The following is a 15674-nucleotide window of genomic DNA, read 5'->3' as shown; positions in this document are numbered from 1 at the left end:
ACCGATCCGGTCGCAGGGCCCTTCGGCGTTGCGGGGGTGGCCGCGGTCAGCGCACCTCGACCCGGTCGTAGACGTCCAGCTCGTGGAAGAACTTCACCGCGTCGGCCCGTTCGAGCCGCACGCAGCCGGCCGACGACGTGTCCTGGTCGCCCTCGTGGAACGCGATGCCGTTCGGCGCGAAGAACACCGACCACGGCATCTTCGCGCCGTCGAACTCGACCGAGCGGTGGTCGCGCGCCTTGCGCTGCACGCCGAAGTCGCCGGTCGGCGTCTCCGTGCCCGCGCCGCCGTGGCTGACCGGGACCGGGCCGTAGGAGATCTCGCCGCCGTCGATCAGCCAGGCCCGGTCGGTCGCCAGGTCGACGCAGGCCCGGGCGGTGACCGAGCACGGCGTGCCCGGCACCAGGTCCGTACCCGGTAGCGCGACCGCCGTTCCCGCCGCGCCGAGTCCGACGGCGAGTGCGGCGGCGGCCACGGTGAGTGCGCGGCGGCGGGAGATGTGCGTCATGGCGGTCGCGGGGGTCCTCTCTCGGGGATGCTGCAGGGCTACTTGCGGTGATCAACGATCACGTCCTGCAACGGTTACGTCCGATCGGGCTACCGGCTGCGCCGTGCGGACGGCCCGCGGGACCGATCTGGGGGAGGATCGGGCGGTCCCGGACGCCGATCAGCTCAGGAGGCAGGCGCATGACCACCACCCGCAAGCCGCGCAGCCATCAGGTCACCGACGGCATCGGCGCCACCGCGGCCCGGAGCATGCTGCGCGCCGTCGGCATGCGCGACGACGACTTCGCCAAACCGCAGGTCGGGATCGCGTCGTCGTGGAACGAGATCACCCCGTGCAACCTGTCGCTGCAGCGGCTCGCGACCGCGGCCAAGGAGGGCGTGCACGCCGGTGGCGGCTACCCGCTGGAGTTCGGCACGATCTCGGTGTCCGACGCGATCTCGATGGGCCACGTCGGCATGCACTACTCGCTGGTCAGCCGGGAGATCATCGCCGACTCGGTGGAGACCGTCGTGCAGGCCGAGCGGCTCGACGGCACGGTGCTGCTGGCCGGCTGCGACAAGTCGCTGCCCGGCATGCTGATGGCCGCGGCGCGGCTGGACCTGGCCGGCGTGTTCGTCTACGCCGGATCGATCATGCCTGGCCGGGTCGGCGACCGCGAGGTCAACATCGGCGACGCCTTCGAGGCCATCGGCGCCTGCTCGCGCGGCCTGATCACGCCCGAGGAGGTCGACGTGCTGGAGCGCGCGATGTGCCCGGGGGAGGGCGCCTGTGGCGGCTTCTACACCGCGAACACGATGGCCGCCGCCGCCGAGGCGCTCGGCATGGCGCTGCCCGGATCGGCCAGCCCGCCCGCCGTCGACCGGCGCCGGGACGGCGTCGCCAGGGCGTCCGGCGAGGCGATCGTCGGGATGATCGAGAACGGGATCACCGCGCGCGACGTGCTCACCCGGGAGGCGTTCGAGAACGCGATCGCCGTCGTCATGGCGTTCGGCGGCTCGACGAACGCGGTGCTGCACCTGCTCGCGATCGCCAGGGAGGCCGAGATCGATCTCGGCCTGGACGACTTCAACACGGTCGGCGACCGGGTGCCGCACCTGGCCGACGTCAAGCCGTTCGGGCAGCACCTGATGTACGCCGTCGACCGGGTCGGCGGCATCCCGGTGGTGATGAAGGCGCTGCTCGACGCCGGGCTGCTGCACGGCGACGCGCTCACCGTCACCGGCCGGACCGTCGCCGAGAATCTGGCCGAGATCGACCCGCCCGGCCTGGACGGCTCGGTCATCCACGACCTGGCGGACCCGATCCACCCGACCGGCGGCATCACGATCCTGCGCGGGTCGCTGGCCCCCGGCGGCGCCGTCGTCAAGTCCGCCGGGTTCGACGCCACCACCTTCACCGGCACCGCCCGGGTCTTCGACGGCGAGCAGGGCGCGCTGGACGCCGTCGACGCCGGCGAGATCGGCCCGGGCACCATCGTGCTGATCCGCTACGAGGGGCCGCGCGGCGGGCCCGGGATGCGCGAGATGCTGGCCGTCACCGGGCGGATCAAGGGTGCCGGGCTCGGGAAGGACGTGCTGCTGGTGACCGACGGCCGGTTCTCCGGCGCCACCACCGGGCTGTGCGTCGGGCACGTGGCGCCGGAGGCCGCCGACGGCGGGCCGATCGCGCTGGTCCGCGACGGCGACCCGATCACCCTCGACATGGCCGCCCGGACCCTGGACATCGGCGTGGACGCCGCCGAGCTGGACCGCCGCCGGGCCGGGTGGGTGCGGCCGGAGCCGACGAACCGGCGCGGTGTCCTCGGGAAGTACGCGAAGCTCGTCTCGTCCGCGGCGGACGGCGCGGTCTGCGGCTGAGCTCGGGGTAGGGGCCGGGGCCGCGGCCCGGGTGGCGCGCGACCGGCCGGTCACACGGCCCCGGTGACGCGGGTGGACCGCGGCCGGTGCAGCGCCGGGGCGACCAGGGCGATCGCCACCACCGTCACGACCAGCGCGATCACCACGGCCGTCGCGAGCGGGGCGGCCATGCTCGACAGGTCGAGCACCGGCAGCACCGCGGTCACCGCGTTGACCACGACCACCGTCCACAGTGCGGCCCGGCTGCCGCGCCACCACCACAGCGCCAGCCCGGCCAGGGTGAGCACGCCGACGGCCGGGCCGAGGTACCAGGCGAAGGCGGGTGCGGTGGGCGGCGGCGGCAGGACCAGGTTGCCGGCCAGGCCGAGCACGCCGCCGACGACGGCGAGCAGGACGGCCCCGGTGACGACACGGTTCGAATGCATGACGGACCTCCGACGGGATGGGGGACGCCGGGCGGGTCCCGGCGTCGTCGAGGATCACGTCCGGCCGGGGCCGCGCACATCGTGGTGACCGCGGAGCCCGGCCTCCGTGCCGGCACGGATACCACGCCGGCCGCGACCGCCCTACGCTGCGACGATGCCGTGGCCGCGCGCCCTGACCCTGCTGCTCGCGGGGGCCTTCGGGGCGCTCGTCGCGGCCGACGCGCTGCTCGCCGACCGCTCCGGCGCCCCGGTCGCGGTCGCCCTGCTCACCGCGCTGCCCGCGCTGGTCCCGGTCGCGCTCGGCCTGCTGGTCGCCGCGCGCCGCCCCCGGCTCGTCGTCGGGCCGCTGCTCGCACTGGCCGGTGCGGGCGCCGCGGCGAACGGCGCCGCCGACCGCTATCTCGCCGCGGTCGCCGCGGGTTCCCCGCCGGCAGGCGCGTGGTGGGTGGTGCCGCTGCTGCTGCAGCTGAGCTGGATGCTTTTCTTCGTCCCGTTCGCGCTGCTCGCGCTGGTATTTCCGGATGGCAGGCTGCCGGGCAGGCGATGGTGGCCGGTCGCGGCGGGGCTGGTCGCCGTGCCGCCGCTGGCGGCCGTGCTGACCGCCTGGGCGCCCGGGTCCTACCGGGACCCGGTGCCGGACTTCCCGCACCCCCTGGGCACCGGGCCGGGCTGGACCGGCCCGGTGGCGCTGGTGCTCGTGCTGTGCCTGCTCCCGCTGCTCGGCGCCGCCGCGGCCGCGCCGGTGGTCCGGCGCCGGCGCAGCACCGATCCGGTGCTGCGGGCCCGGTTGCGCTGGCTGATCCTGGCCGGGCTGTGGCTGCCCGCGACGCTGCTGCTGTGCTGGGCGAGCTACCTGCTGTTCGACGGCCCCGACCTGGTCGTGGTCAGTCTGCTCGGCACCTACCTGGCGATCCCGGCGGCGACCGCGGTCGCCATCCTGCGGCACGGCCTCTACGACGTCGACCGCGCCTACGCGGCCACCCTGACCTGGTCCGCGCTGGCGGCCTGCCTGCTCGCGGTCTACAGCCTGACCGCGTTCGCGGCGGGCGCGGCGTTCGGCCAGGGATCGGCACCGGCCGCGGCCGCCGCGACCGCGATCTGCGCGGCCGCGCTGGCCCCGCTGCGGGTCCGCCTGCGCCGCCGGATCGATGCCCGGATCGACCCGGCCCGGCGGGCCGCGCTGGACGCGGTCACCGAGCTCACCGGCGCCAGCCGGGACGGCAGCGCCCGGCCCGAGCAGCTGCAGGACCGGCTGCGGGCCGCGCTCGGCGACCCGGGCCTGCTGGTCGGCTACCGCCCCCCCGGGGACGACGCCGACGCACTGGTCGACGCCGACGGGCGGCCGCTGCCGGCCGTCGCGGACCGGACCGCGGTGCCGGTCGTCCGGGACGGGCGGCGGGTCGGCGTGCTCGCCGGCGCGGCCGGGTCGCGCCCGCTGCTGCGCGAGATCGCCGCCGCCGCGGCACTGCTGGTCGAGGTCGTCTGCCTGCGCCAGGAGGCGCGGCTGGCGCAGGCCGAGGCGGAGGCGGGCCGGGCCCGGCTGCTGGAGGTCGGCGACACCGAGCGGCGGCGGCTGGAACGGGACCTGCACGACGGTGCGCAGCAGCGGCTGGTCTCGCTCGGCATGACGCTGCGGCTCGCGCAGCGCCGGGTCGCGGACGATCCGGCCGGGACCGACGTGGACGGCGTCCTCGACGCGGCGGTGGCCGAGATCGGCACCGCGGTCGCCGAGCTGCGCCGGATCGCGCACGGGCTGCGCCCCTCCGGGCTCGACGACGGCCTGCCCGCGGCGCTGCGCGGGCTGACCGCGAACCTGCCGGTGCCGGTCCGGCTGGAGGTGACCGACGGATCCGTCCGGCCGGACCCGGCCCCGGTGGCCGCGGACCCGGTCCCGGTGGCCACCGGACCGGGCGCGGCGCCGCCGGAACCGGCCCGGCTGGTGCCGGCCGGGCCGGACCCGGACTGGCTGGACGTGCCCGACGGGATCGCGCTGACCGCGTACTACGTGGTGGGGGAGGCGCTGACCAACGCCGTCCGGCACGCGGACGCCGACCGGGTCGAGGTGGTCGCGTCGCGGTCCGGCGGGACGCTCCGGGTCCGGGTCCGGGACGGGGGCCGTGGCGGCGCGACCGTCCGGCCCGGCCACGGGCTGCACGGTCTCGCCGACCGGGTCGCGGCCGCCGGGGGCGTCCTGCGGGTGCGCAGCGACGGCTCCGGGACCGAGGTGCACGCGGAGCTGCCGTGCGGATCGTGATCGGGGAGGACTCGGCGCTGTTCCGGGAGGGCCTGGCCCGGATCCTGGCCGACGACGGGCACGAGATCGTCGCGACGGCCGCCGACGCGCCCGCGACCGTCGCCGCCGTCCTCGGGCACGGCCCGGACCTGGCCGTGATCGACATCCGGATGCCGCCGGAGCACGCCGACGACGGCGCCCGGGCGGCCCGGGAGATCCGGGTCGCCCGGCCGGCCCAGCCGATCGTGCTGCTGTCCCAGCACGTGGAGTCCCGGCACTCGGTGGAGCTGGTGAGCACCGGGGCGTTCGGCTACCTGCTCAAGGACCGGGTGCTCGACGTCGGCGACTTCCTCGACGCGCTCGCCCGGGTGGCGGCCGGTGGCTCGGCGCTGGACCCGGAGGTCGTCGCCCGGCTGATCGGGCGGCGCCGGGACAGCGACCGCCTGGGTGCGCTGACCCCGCGGGAACGGGAGGTGCTGGCGCTGATGGCCGAGGGGCGGACGAACCGCGGCATCGCGCGGCGGCTGCACCTGACCGAGCGGACCGTGGAGACGCACACCGGTTCGATCATCGGCAAGCTCGGGCTGGCCGCGTCCGACGACGACCACATCCGGGTGCTCGCCGTGCTGGCGCACATCGACGCCGGATCCGGCTGACGCCGCCCCGCAGCGGATGGCACACTCGGCGGCAGGACGATCGAGAACGGGCAGCACACCTCTCCTGCGCACGGATCCGCGGCGCGGAGACGGAACCCACGGCCTCCGGCGGGCGTCCTGACCCCCGTGTAACCGCCGTGACCCCCCGCGGAAACGGCGGCCGTCGATCGTGTGCGTGTGGAGGCCGTGATGGGTGATCGTGAGTTCCCGGAGGCGGGCATCGGCGTCGTCGTGCCCTACGACTTCGCGCAGGACCGCGAGATGTGGCGGTGGGTCCCGGCGCCGACCTCGCTGCACGTCACCCGGACCCCGTACGCGGCCACCCCGGCCGACGCCGGGCAGGCACTGCTGATCTCGGCACCGGAGACCGTCCGGCAGGCGGTGCGCGACGTGCTGGTCCCGGAACCGGGCGTCGTCGCGTACTCCTGCACGTCGGGGAGCTTCGTCGCGGGCGCCGACGGCGAGCGGGCGCTGCGCGGGGTCATCCGCGACGCGGGTGCCCCGCGGGCGGTCACCACCGCCGGTGCACTGGTCGCCGCCTGCGCCGCGCTCGGCGTCGACCGGCTCGCGCTGGCCACCCCCTACATCGACGACCTCACCGCCAAGCTGGAGGCGTTCCTCGCCGCGCACGGGATCGGCACGGTCGCCCGGTACGGCCTGGGCCTGCTCGGCCGGATCTGGGACGTGCGGCCGGACCAGGTGGTGCGCGCGGTCCGCGCGGCCGACCACCCGGACGCCGAGGCGGTGTTCGTGTCCTGCACGAACCTGCCCACCTACGACGTCATCGCCGGGCTGGAGGCCGAGCTCGGCAAGCCGGTGCTGACCGCGAACCAGGTCACCATGTGGGCGGCGCTGGGTGCGGTCGGCCGCTCGGCCGTCGGGCCCGGCCAGGCGCTCGTCGAGTGCCGGGCGCCGGGGGACCGGGCCGTGCTGCGGGTGGTACACGAGGCGAGCACCGACCTGGCCGCGGTGCCGTCGGTCCGCGGCTCCGGCGACGACGGGCTTCCGGCGCTCTACAAGGTGCGGGTCCGGCTGCCCGACGAGTCCGGCGCGCTGGCCCGGCTGACCGCCGCCGTCGCCGAGGTAGACGGCAACATCCTGGCGCTGTCGGTGCACGGCAGGGACTCCCGCTCGGTCGTCGACGAGATGCTGGTCGGCGGCCGGATGAGCGCGGCCCGGCTGTCCCGGGTGATCCGGCGCAGGCTCCGCGCGGCCGGGCCGGACGCGGTGCAGGTCGTCGTCGCCGACCCGCACGAGCTGGTCGACCCGCCGACCCGGGCGCTGGACCTGCTCACCCGCAGCCGCACGGCGGGCGACGTGGCCCGTGGGCTCGGCGAGCTGCTGCACGCCGACGACGTGGCGGCCGGGCCGGACGGGCCCGACGGGACGGAGCCCGCCGACGGGCACGTCCTGGTTCTGCCGTCCCCGCACGGCGGCCGGCTGATCGCCCGCCGGTCGTGGGCACCGTTCACCGTCACCGAACGGGCGCGGGCCGAGGCGTTCCTGCGGGCCGCCACCGCGCAGCCGGTCCGGGCCGGGCACGACGTCCTGCTGCCCGGCGGCGAGGAACTGACCGCGCTGCCCGCGGCCGGCGACGAGACGATCGAGCTGGACGTCCTGCTGCGCACCTGCCTGGCCGGGCTGCCGGACGGCGGCCCGGCGGTCGACGAGTGGACGGCCGCCGATCTGCGCTCGGTGCTGGCCCCGCCCGGCGGGATCTGCCTGCTGGTGCGCACCGCGGACGGCACGCTCGTCGCGGCCGGCTCGCTGCTGGACGCCGACGGCCCCGCGCCGGAGCCGGTCGTCCTGGTGCACCCGCTCTACCGCGGCCACGGCCTGGCCGGATGGCTGCGCCGCAGGCTCGGGGCGCCGGTCACCGTGTGGCACTAGGCTCGCCGGCGTGCCGACCGAGCTTCCCGACGACTGGTCGTCCTGGCGGGACCGGGTCGACCTGGACACCTACGACGCCCGCTGGGCGGCGATGGCCGAGGCCGGCCATGACCCGCACGGCGAGGCCAGCCTGGTGCAGGCCCTGCTGGAGGGCGGTGCCGTGCTCGACGGCGGCTGCGGCACCGGCCGGGTCGCGATCGAGCTGGACCGGCGCGGCATCCCGGTGACCGGCGTCGATCCCGATCCGGACATGATCGCCGCCGCCCGCGCCAAGGCGCCCGGCCTGCGCTGGGAGCCGGTCGGACTGGAGGATCTCGACCTGCCCGATCGGTTCGGGCTGGTGGTGCTGGCGGGCAACGTGATCCCCTACGCGGGTGACCGGGCCGGCGTCGTCGGCGGCTGCGCCCGGCACCTGCGGTCCGGTGGTCTGCTGCTCGCCGGGTTCACCCTGCGGCCGGGCTGGCCCACCGTCGACGAGTACGACGCCTGGTGCGCCGCGGCGGGCCTCGTGCCGGAGCTGCGCTGGGCCACCTGGGGCCGGGCGCCCTACCGGGGCGGTGACTACGTCGTCGCGCTGCACCGGCTGCGCTGAGCCGGATCAGCAGCCAGGGCTGCCCGGCTGCAGCGGGGCGACGCCGAGCGGCTGGATGTAGGAGTCCCCGCCGGCCCCGGCCAGCGCCTCGCACGCCCGGCCGCGGTCGGTGAACGGGCCGAGGTACACGACGTAGATCAGCTCACCAGTCGGGGTGCGCGGGCGGAACGAGGTGCAGCTGCCCAGCGCCCGCAGGTAGTTCGAGCCGGGATGACGGTCGAGGTGCTCCTGCACGTCCTGCGGGTAGCGAAGCGGATCGACGCCGGCACCGACGATCACCACGTCGGCGCCGGTGCAGCCGAGGCGGGTCACCGGCCGGGCCAGCCCCAGGTCGCCGTCGTCCGCGGCCGGATCGATCGTCGCGGCCGGCGGTGCCGTGGTGGTCCCCGAGCCGGCCGGCTGCAGTGGCCCCGGCGTGCCGGCCGGCGTCGGATCCGGGTCCAGGGTCGGCACCGCGATCGCGGGGTCGCCGTCGCCGCCGGGCCCGCGATCGGGCAGCACCGCCCAGACCAGGCCGACCAGCACGGCCGCGGCGACCAGGGCGGCGCCGATCGCCAGGACCAGGCCGCGGGGACGGTTCGGTGGCGCCGGTGCGGGGGTGTCGTGGTCGGGGAGGATCCAGGTCGGGCCGGGCCGGGCCGCGGTGCCGGGGTGCGCGGGCGCGGGGTGGCCCGCTGCGGGTACTCCGGCTGGGGGGTGGCCGGCACCGGCGGCAGCGCCCCCGGGGGCATCGGGTGCGGGGTGGCCTGCCGCGGGTGCACCGGGGGCAGGATGACCGGCGGCAGCGTGATCGGCGGCGGCGTGGCCGGGCGTGGGTGCGCCGCCGGCGGCCGGGCCTGCGGGGACCTCGCCCAGGTTCTGCGCCCGGGTCGTCCGCGGTGCGCTCCCGGCCAGCCGGGTCACCGCGGCGGCGAGCGCCCCCGCGGTCGGGTACCGCTCGTCGGGTGCCTTCGCCATCCCGCGGGCGACGATGTCGTCCCACCCGGGATCGAGCTCGGGCCGCAGCGCGGTGACCCGCGGCGGCGGCGTCATCAGGTGCGCGGAGAGCACGGTCGCCGGCTCCGACCCGGGGAACGGCGGCCGCCCGGTCAGCATCTCGACGAGCACGCAGGCCAGCGAGTAGACGTCGGCCCGGCCGTCGACCGGGCCGAGGGAGTCGGAGAGGCGTTCCGGGGCGAGATAGCCGAGCGTCCCGACGGTGGCGCCGGTGGCGGTGAGCGCGGTGTCCGGGTCCGGTCCGACGGCGCGGGCGATCCCGAAGTCGACGAGATAGGTGAAGTCGTCCCGGGCCTCGACGACGAGCAGGTTCGCCGGTTTGACGTCGCGGTGCACCATGCCCGCGGTGTGCGCCGCGTCCAGCGCGTGCGCGGCCTGCCGCACGATCCCGGCCGCCCGCGCCGGGGGCAGCGGGGCCTTGCGGGACAGCAGCCGGGCGAGGTCCTCGCCGTCGATCAGGCGCATCGACAGGTACAGCCGGCCGTCGACCTCGCCGTAGCCGTGCACCGGGACGACGTGCGGGTCACGCAGCTCGAACGCCGCCCGGGCCTCGCGCCGGAACCGCTCGACGGTGACCCGGTCGGTCGCCAGGTGCGCGGGCAGCACCTTCAGCGCGACCTCGCCGCCGTGCCGCCGGTCGTAGGCCCGGAAGACGACACCCATCCCGCCGGCCCCGAGCCGTCCGCGGATCTCGAAGTCACCGAAGTCCGCGCCCACCGGCAGATCGCCGACATCCATGAGCCCCCCAGCTGCTGTTCGGACGAAGCGTTCATACCAGGCGGGCCGCGCGGCCGGGCCGGTTCCACAAGGTTCTTGAATCGGCAGGACGGCCGGCTAACTAAGTACACACTGGTTGACTTTATCCGGATCGCCGTCGACAGTGGCCACATGACAACCGGATCACCACCGGCGGCCGCGCCGCGAGCAGTACCGGCAGCCGGACCTGCATCGCCTCCGTCGGTCGGTGCCGTGGTGCGCAGGCGGCGCACGGCGCTGATCCTGTCCGCGGCGCTCGCCGTCGTGTCCGCCGCCGCCGGCCTCGCCCCGTACGTCGCGGTCCACCTGGTCGCCGTCGAGCTGTTCAGCGGGGACCCCCCGGATTCCGGGCGGGTGCTCGCGATCGCCGGTGCGACCGCGGCCGCGCTGCTGGTGAAGGCGGCCGCGGGAGCGCTGTCCGGGCACGTCGCGCACCTCGCGGCCTACGGCGCGCTGGCCGACCTGCGGCTGGCGCTGGTGGCCCGGCTGGACCGGATCCCACTGGCCCGGGCGACCGCCCGGCCGTCGGGAGAGCTGAAGAAGATCCTGCACGACGACGTCGAGCAGCTGGAGGAGGCGCTCGCGCACGGGGTGCCCGACGTGGCGGCGGCCGCCGCGGTGCCGGTCGCGACCACCGCCCTGCTGCTCGCGGTGGACTGGCGGCTCGGCCTGCTCGCGTTCCTGGCGCTGGTCCTGCTGCTGCTGGTCGGCGGGATCGCCTCGGCACTGGCGCGCCGGTCCGGCGCCGAGCAGATGGCCTCGCTGACCGAGCTCAACCGCACGGTCGTCGGGTTCCTGGACGGGATGAAGGTGGTGCGGGCGTTCCGCCGGGTCGACGGCGACGACCGGCTGACCGGCGCGCTGGACCGTGCGGTGCACGCCGGTGACGCACCGCTGCGCAGCCCGGTCCGCTGGCTGGCGTCGGCGCTGATGGTGGCGACCGGCCTGCCGGTCGCGCTGCTGCTCCCGGTGGCCGGGACCGGCTTCGTCGAGGGCCGGGTCGATCTCGCCACGCTGGCCCTGTTCCTGCTCATCGGCCTGGGCTACGCCACGCCGCTGATCGCCTTCGTCGGCACGCTGGCCACCCTGGGCTACCGGGTGCAGATGGCGACGGCCGGGATCGGCGCGCTGCTGGCGGAGCCCGAGCTGCCCGCCCCGGACCGGCCGCGCAGCCCGCGCTCCGGCCCGGACGGCCCGGATGTCGAGCTGGACGGCGTCACCTTCGGCTACCACCCGGACCGGCCGGTGCTGTCCGACGTCGACCTGCTGGTGCCGGCCGGCCGGGTCACCGCGCTGGTCGGCCCGACCGGCGCCGGGAAGTCCACACTGGCGCGGCTGGTCGCCCGGTTCGCCGACGTCACCGCGGGAGCCGTGCGGATCGGTGGCGTCGACGTCCGGGAGATCGCGCCCGACGAGCTGGCCCGGATCGTGTCCGTGGTCGGCCAGGACGATCACGTCTTCGACGCCTCGGTGCTGGAGAACATCCGGATCGGCCGCCCGGACGCCACCGACGACGAGGTCCGCGCGGCCGGCCGGGCGGCCCGGGTCGACGAGTTCGCCGATGCGCTGCCGCAGGGCTGGGACACCGCACCGGGATCCGGCGGGGTACGGCTCTCCGGCGGCCAGCGGCAGCGGATCTCGGTGGCCCGCGCGCTGCTGAAGGCGTCACCGGTGGTGGTGCTCGACGAGGCGACCGCGTTCCTGGACGCCGAGAACGAGCGCGCGACGGTCGCCGCGGTGCGCGAGCTGGCCCGCGGACGGACCGTCCTGGTGGTCGCGCACCGGCTGCAGACCGTGATCGACGCCGACACGGTCGTCGTGGTGGACGGCGGCCGGATCGTCGCCGCCGGGCCGCACGCCGAGCTCGTCGGGAGCTCGCCGCGGTACCGGGCGCTCTGGACCGCCTACACCGACGGCGCGGGCTGGCGGCTGGACGCGGCGGGGGCCGGCCCCGGCGGCGACCCGGTCGGACCGGATGGCGCGGCGGGGCCGGGTGGCGTGCCGGGGCCGGGCGACATGCCTGCGCCGGGGGGTGCGGCTGCGCCGGGGGGTGCGGCCGGGCCTGTCGTGACGGCCGGGAGGGCGGTACCCGCACCGCTGAACTCCGGCGACCCCGACGGCCGCGCCTGGTCGTCGGCGGTGGCCGGCATCGTCCGCCCCGGACTGGCCGGGCTGTCGTTCCCGCGCCAGTGGGTGGCGTTGCTCGGCCGCTGGTGGCCCCGGCTGCGCGGCCCGGGCTCCGGCCGGCTGCTGCTGGAGGGCCTGTTCCGCGGGGCGCCGGTCGTGGCGGTCTACCTGGTGCTGCTGGCAGCGGTGCAGGGCACGCTGACGACGGGCACGGTGGCCGCGGTGTCGGCGGCGCTGGTGCTGCTGCTGGCGGTCCGGCTGCTCGCCAACAACGCGGCGAACCAGCTCGTCTGGCGGATCGCCACCCGGGCCAAGGTCGATCTGCAGCTGTCCATGCTGGACCGGCTGCGGTCGGTGCCGCTGGGCACGCTGAGCCGGCTCGACAACGGCCGGATCACCACCACCGTCGCCAACGACACCGTGATGCTGGACTTCCAGAACACCCCGCAGCAGATCGCCGGGGCGGTGATCACGCCGCTGTACGCGACCGTCGTGCTGCTGCTGGTGGACTGGCGCCTGGCGCTCGCGACGCTCGCCGGGGTGCCGCTGTTCGTGGCCTGCACGGTGCTGTCGGACCGGGTGTACCGGCAGGTCATGGGGCCGGTCGGGGAGGCCCGGTCGGTGGCCACCAGCCGGTTGCTCGATCACGTGCGCGGCACCGCGGTGCTGCGCGCCCACCCGGGCTCGGCGGTCGCGCTGCGGTACCGGGACGCGGTCGAGGAGCTGCGCCGGACCAGCGTCGCGATGTCGGTCCGGGCCGTCCCGGCGGTTGCGCTCGGCTCGGTCGCCCTGGAGCTGGGTCTGGTGGCGCTGATCGTCACCGGTGCCGCGCTGCACACCGCGGGCACGGTCGGCTCCGGGACGCTGCTGCTGTTCCTCGTGCTGTCGCTGGTGCTCCACCAGCCGCTCGGCGAGATCGCGGCGCTCGCCGGCTACCGGCGCACCCAGCAGCAGATCGCCCGCCGGATCGCCGAGATCTGGGAGCAGCCGGTGCTGCCGGAGCCGGCCGAACCGGCGGAGCCGGCCGGCGCCGACGTGGAGCTGCACGACGTCGGCTTCCGCTACGACGGCTCCGGCGGCGGCCTGCACGGGGTGTCGCTGCGCGCTGCGGCCGGGACCGTCACGGCACTGGTCGGGCCGTCCGGCGCCGGCAAGAGCACGGTCGCGAACCTGGTCGCCCGGTTCTGGGACGTCGACTCGGGCTCGATCCGGATCGGTGGCACCGACCTGCGCGAGCTCGGATCGGCCGGGACCACCGCGCTGGTCACCACGGTGTTCCAGGACGTCTACCTGTTCCACGGCACCGTCCGGGAGAACCTGACACCGGCCCGGCCCGGGGCGACCGACGACGAGATCGCCGCCGCGCTCGCCGCCGCCGACTGCACCGACGTCGTCGAGGCGCTCCCGGCGGGCCTGGACTCGGTGATCGGCGAGGGCGGCGCCGACCTGTCCGGCGGCCAGCGCCAGCGGCTCTCGATCGCCCGCGCGCTGCTCAAGGACGCCCCGGTACTGGTGCTCGACGAGGCGGTGGCCTCGGTCGACGCCGAGACCGAGGTCCGCATCCAGCGGGCACTGTCCCGGCTGGCGCGCGGGCGCACCGTGATCGTCGTCGCACACCGGCTGTCCACGGTCCGCGATGCCGACCACATCGTGGTCCTCGACGGCGGCCGGGTCGATGCCGCAGGCACCCACGACGAGCTCGTCGAGCGCAGCACCGTCTACCGGCGGCTGCTCGCGGCGTCCGTACCCGCGGCGTCGCTGACCACGATCGAGGGAGGTACCCGGTGAACCGGGTGATCCGCGCGGCAGCACCGGCCGCCCTGCTGCTGACCGTCCTGCTGTCGACCGCCTGCGGTGCGCCGGAACCGGCGGCCGGGCCGGATCCCGGCCCGGCCGCCGGGCCGGGGTTCCCGGTGACCGTGCCGCACGCGTTCGGCGTCGTGGACGTCCCGGCGCAGCCGGTCCGGGTGGTTGCGCTGAGCGTCGCCGACGCCGACGCCGCGCTCGCCGTCGGGGTCACCCCGGTTGCCGTGGTGACGCCGTTCTACGCACCCGACGGCGACCTGCCCTGGCTCGCCGGGCGGCTCGGCCCGGACGTCACGCGCATCCCCGGCGCACCCGACTTCACGATCGACACCGAGGCGGTCGCCGCGGCCCGCCCGGATCTCGTGCTGGGCACCGGGGCGGCACTCACCCCGCAGGCCCACGATGCCCTGACCCGGATCGGGGCACCGGTCCTGGCGCACCTGGCCGACCCGGTCACCGACCGCTGGGAGGACCGCACCGCCGCCGTCGGGGCGGCGCTCGGTCGGCCCGGCGAGGCGGCCGCCGCCGTCGCCGGGACCGCCGGGGCGATCACCGCCCTGCGCGACCGGTATCCCGGGCTCGACGGGCGCACGTTCAGCTTCTCGGTGATCCAGTCGCCGTCCGCGCTGGGCACCCTGGTCGCCGACGACGACTTCCTGAGCGTCGTCCTCGGCGAGCTCGGCATGCGGCTGCCCGACGCCCTCGCCGGGCGGAGCGAGTCGGCACCCGGTTCGGGGGTCGTCGCACTCGGCCCGGAGCAGCTCACCGAGCTGGCCGCCGACCTGGTGATCGTGGTCGCGCCGGATCCGGCGGCCGCCGACGCGCTGCTCGCCGACCCCCGCGCCGCCACCCTGTCCCCGGACGGTCAGCTGCACACGATGGACATGGTCACCGCGACCGCGCTGCGGACGCCGTCGGTGCTGAGCCTGCGCTGGGGGCTGGAGCAGCTCGACGCGCCGCTGGCCGCCGTGGCGGGCTGAACCGTGCCGAGACCTGCCCGGGCCGGCGCGCCCGCCGGGGTGGGGCACCGGTGGCGGGTCGCCGGACGGCGCGGGCGGGCCCGCGGTGGCACCGGCCGGGGCCGCCCGGTGCACCGTTACCGTGACCCGGTGACCGATGTCCCGACGTCCGGACCGCCACCGGGCATCGCCCGGCGGATCGGCAGGCCACCGAAGGGCGAGCCGACGCTGACCCGGGAGCGGATCGGCCGGGCCGTGCTCGACGAGGCCGCCGACCGGGGCGCCGACCGGGTGACCATGCGCTCGCTCGCCGACCGGCTCGCGGTGACCCCGCGGGCGCTGTACAAGATCGTCCGGGACCGGGACGACGCATTCGCCGCCGCCGTCGCGGTCGCCGAACGGGAATGGCCCGACGGACCGCACGACCCGGACCGCTGGGCGGATGAGCTCGCCCGGTTCTGTCGCGAGCTGCGGGCCTGGTACCGGCGGCATCCGGTACTGCTGCGGATCGTCGCGTCCACCCCGATGGACGACGAGGTGCGCGACGCCGCGCTGCGCAACATGGACGCGCTCGCCGGGTTCCTGCTCGCGATCGGGCTCCGGCCCGCGGACGTGGCCCGCGGCTGTGACCTGGTCGTCGGCACCGTCGCCGGGTTCGCCGAGATCGAGGAGTGGGAGTCCAGGGCGGCCGCGGCGGACCCCCGCAACGGCCCGCCGGAGGAGATGACCCCGGTCACCCAGGCGGCTCGCAGCGATGACGGGCTGCCGCACCTGCGTTCGCTCGCGCACGTCCCGCCGGCCACCGCCGACGAGCGTTTCGAGAGCCACGTCGAGATGCTGCTGCTCTGGTTGGGCGCCCGGATCGGCTGA

At 76.5% G+C, this 15674-nt stretch carries 10 protein-coding genes and 1 pseudogene; 8 read left to right on the top strand and 3 right to left on the bottom strand.

The features are described 5' to 3' along the window. Window positions 1-46: 46 nt before the first annotated feature. Window positions 47-508: a L,D-transpeptidase gene (locus ABZ881_RS10785; RefSeq protein ID WP_358483642.1), complete on the bottom strand. Its 462-nt coding sequence runs from the start codon at window positions 506-508 to the stop codon at window positions 47-49. Window positions 509-687: 179 nt separating this feature from the next. Between ABZ881_RS10785 and ilvD the strand changes: the two genes are divergently transcribed. Further along, window positions 688-2364 carry a dihydroxy-acid dehydratase gene (ilvD, locus tag ABZ881_RS10780; protein ID WP_358483640.1) on the top strand — a complete coding sequence of 559 codons (1677 nt, stop codon included), beginning with the start codon at window positions 688-690 and terminating at the stop codon, window positions 2362-2364. Window positions 2365-2414: 50 nt separating this feature from the next. Here the strand turns inward: ilvD and ABZ881_RS10775 are convergent, their stop codons facing one another. Then, window positions 2415-2789, bottom strand: coding sequence for a hypothetical protein (locus ABZ881_RS10775; protein WP_358483638.1), 375 nt, complete (start codon window positions 2787-2789; stop codon window positions 2415-2417). 154 nt (window positions 2790-2943) lie between these two features. Between ABZ881_RS10775 and ABZ881_RS10770 the strand changes: the two genes are divergently transcribed. The 4 genes and pseudogenes from ABZ881_RS10770 (at window position 2944) to ABZ881_RS10755 (ending at window position 8160) form a co-directional block, all read left to right on the top strand. Next, window positions 2944-5043, top strand: a complete 2100-nt coding sequence (locus tag ABZ881_RS10770; protein ID WP_358483636.1) for a histidine kinase — start codon at window positions 2944-2946, stop codon at window positions 5041-5043. Further along, window positions 5031-5678 (top strand): response regulator transcription factor, encoded by a 648-nt coding sequence (locus ABZ881_RS10765; protein ID WP_358483634.1) that lies wholly within the window; start codon window positions 5031-5033, stop codon window positions 5676-5678. Before ABZ881_RS10770 ends, ABZ881_RS10765 begins: the two co-directional genes overlap by 13 nt. 189 nt (window positions 5679-5867) lie before the next feature. After that, window positions 5868-6581: pseudogene (locus ABZ881_RS10760) on the top strand (Asp/Glu racemase); the annotation flags it as partial. Window positions 6582-7578: 997 nt separating this feature from the next. Further along, window positions 7579-8160 (top strand): class I SAM-dependent methyltransferase, encoded by a 582-nt coding sequence (locus ABZ881_RS10755; protein WP_358483632.1) that lies wholly within the window; start codon window positions 7579-7581, stop codon window positions 8158-8160. Window positions 8161-8166: 6 nt separating this feature from the next. On the opposite strand, the gene ABZ881_RS10750 is transcribed toward ABZ881_RS10755, so the two are convergent. Continuing rightward, entirely contained in the window at window positions 8167-9894 is a 1728-nt protein-coding gene (locus ABZ881_RS10750; RefSeq protein ID WP_358483629.1) for a serine/threonine-protein kinase, read from the bottom strand. A 234-nt stretch (window positions 9895-10128) separates the two neighbouring features. Between ABZ881_RS10750 and ABZ881_RS10745 the strand changes: the two genes are divergently transcribed. From ABZ881_RS10745 to ABZ881_RS10735, 3 genes are all read left to right on the top strand, one after another. Then, window positions 10129-13827, top strand: coding sequence for an ABC transporter ATP-binding protein (locus ABZ881_RS10745; protein ID WP_358483628.1), 3699 nt, complete (start codon window positions 10129-10131; stop codon window positions 13825-13827). Then, the gene (locus ABZ881_RS10740) at window positions 13824-14825 is read left to right on the top strand and encodes an ABC transporter substrate-binding protein (protein WP_358483627.1); all 1002 of its coding nucleotides are present in this window, start codon (window positions 13824-13826) and stop codon (window positions 14823-14825) included. The genes ABZ881_RS10745 and ABZ881_RS10740 overlap by 4 nt, the downstream gene beginning before the upstream one ends. A 129-nt stretch (window positions 14826-14954) precedes the next feature. Continuing rightward, window positions 14955-15674: a TetR/AcrR family transcriptional regulator C-terminal domain-containing protein gene (locus ABZ881_RS10735; RefSeq protein ID WP_358483626.1), complete on the top strand. Its 720-nt coding sequence runs from the start codon at window positions 14955-14957 to the stop codon at window positions 15672-15674.

This window comes from Pseudonocardia sp. NPDC046786 (genome assembly GCF_040645415.1).
Taxonomy (GTDB): domain Bacteria; phylum Actinomycetota; class Actinomycetes; order Mycobacteriales; family Pseudonocardiaceae; genus Pseudonocardia; species Pseudonocardia kongjuensis.
This window is presented reverse-complemented; position numbering and strand designations above follow the sequence as displayed.

Excerpts from the sequence above, each read along its gene's own strand:
- ABZ881_RS10785 (WP_358483642.1), bottom strand. The coding sequence starts at position 508 with ATGACGCACATCTCCCGCCGCCGCGCACTCACCGTGGCCGCCGCCGCA.
- ilvD (WP_358483640.1), top strand. The coding sequence starts at position 688 with ATGACCACCACCCGCAAGCCGCGCAGCCATCAGGTCACCGACGGCATC.
- ABZ881_RS10775 (WP_358483638.1), bottom strand. The coding sequence starts at position 2,789 with ATGCATTCGAACCGTGTCGTCACCGGGGCCGTCCTGCTCGCCGTCGTC.
- ABZ881_RS10770 (WP_358483636.1), top strand. The coding sequence starts at position 2,944 with ATGCCGTGGCCGCGCGCCCTGACCCTGCTGCTCGCGGGGGCCTTCGGG.
- ABZ881_RS10750 (WP_358483629.1), bottom strand. The coding sequence starts at position 9,894 with ATGGATGTCGGCGATCTGCCGGTGGGCGCGGACTTCGGTGACTTCGAG.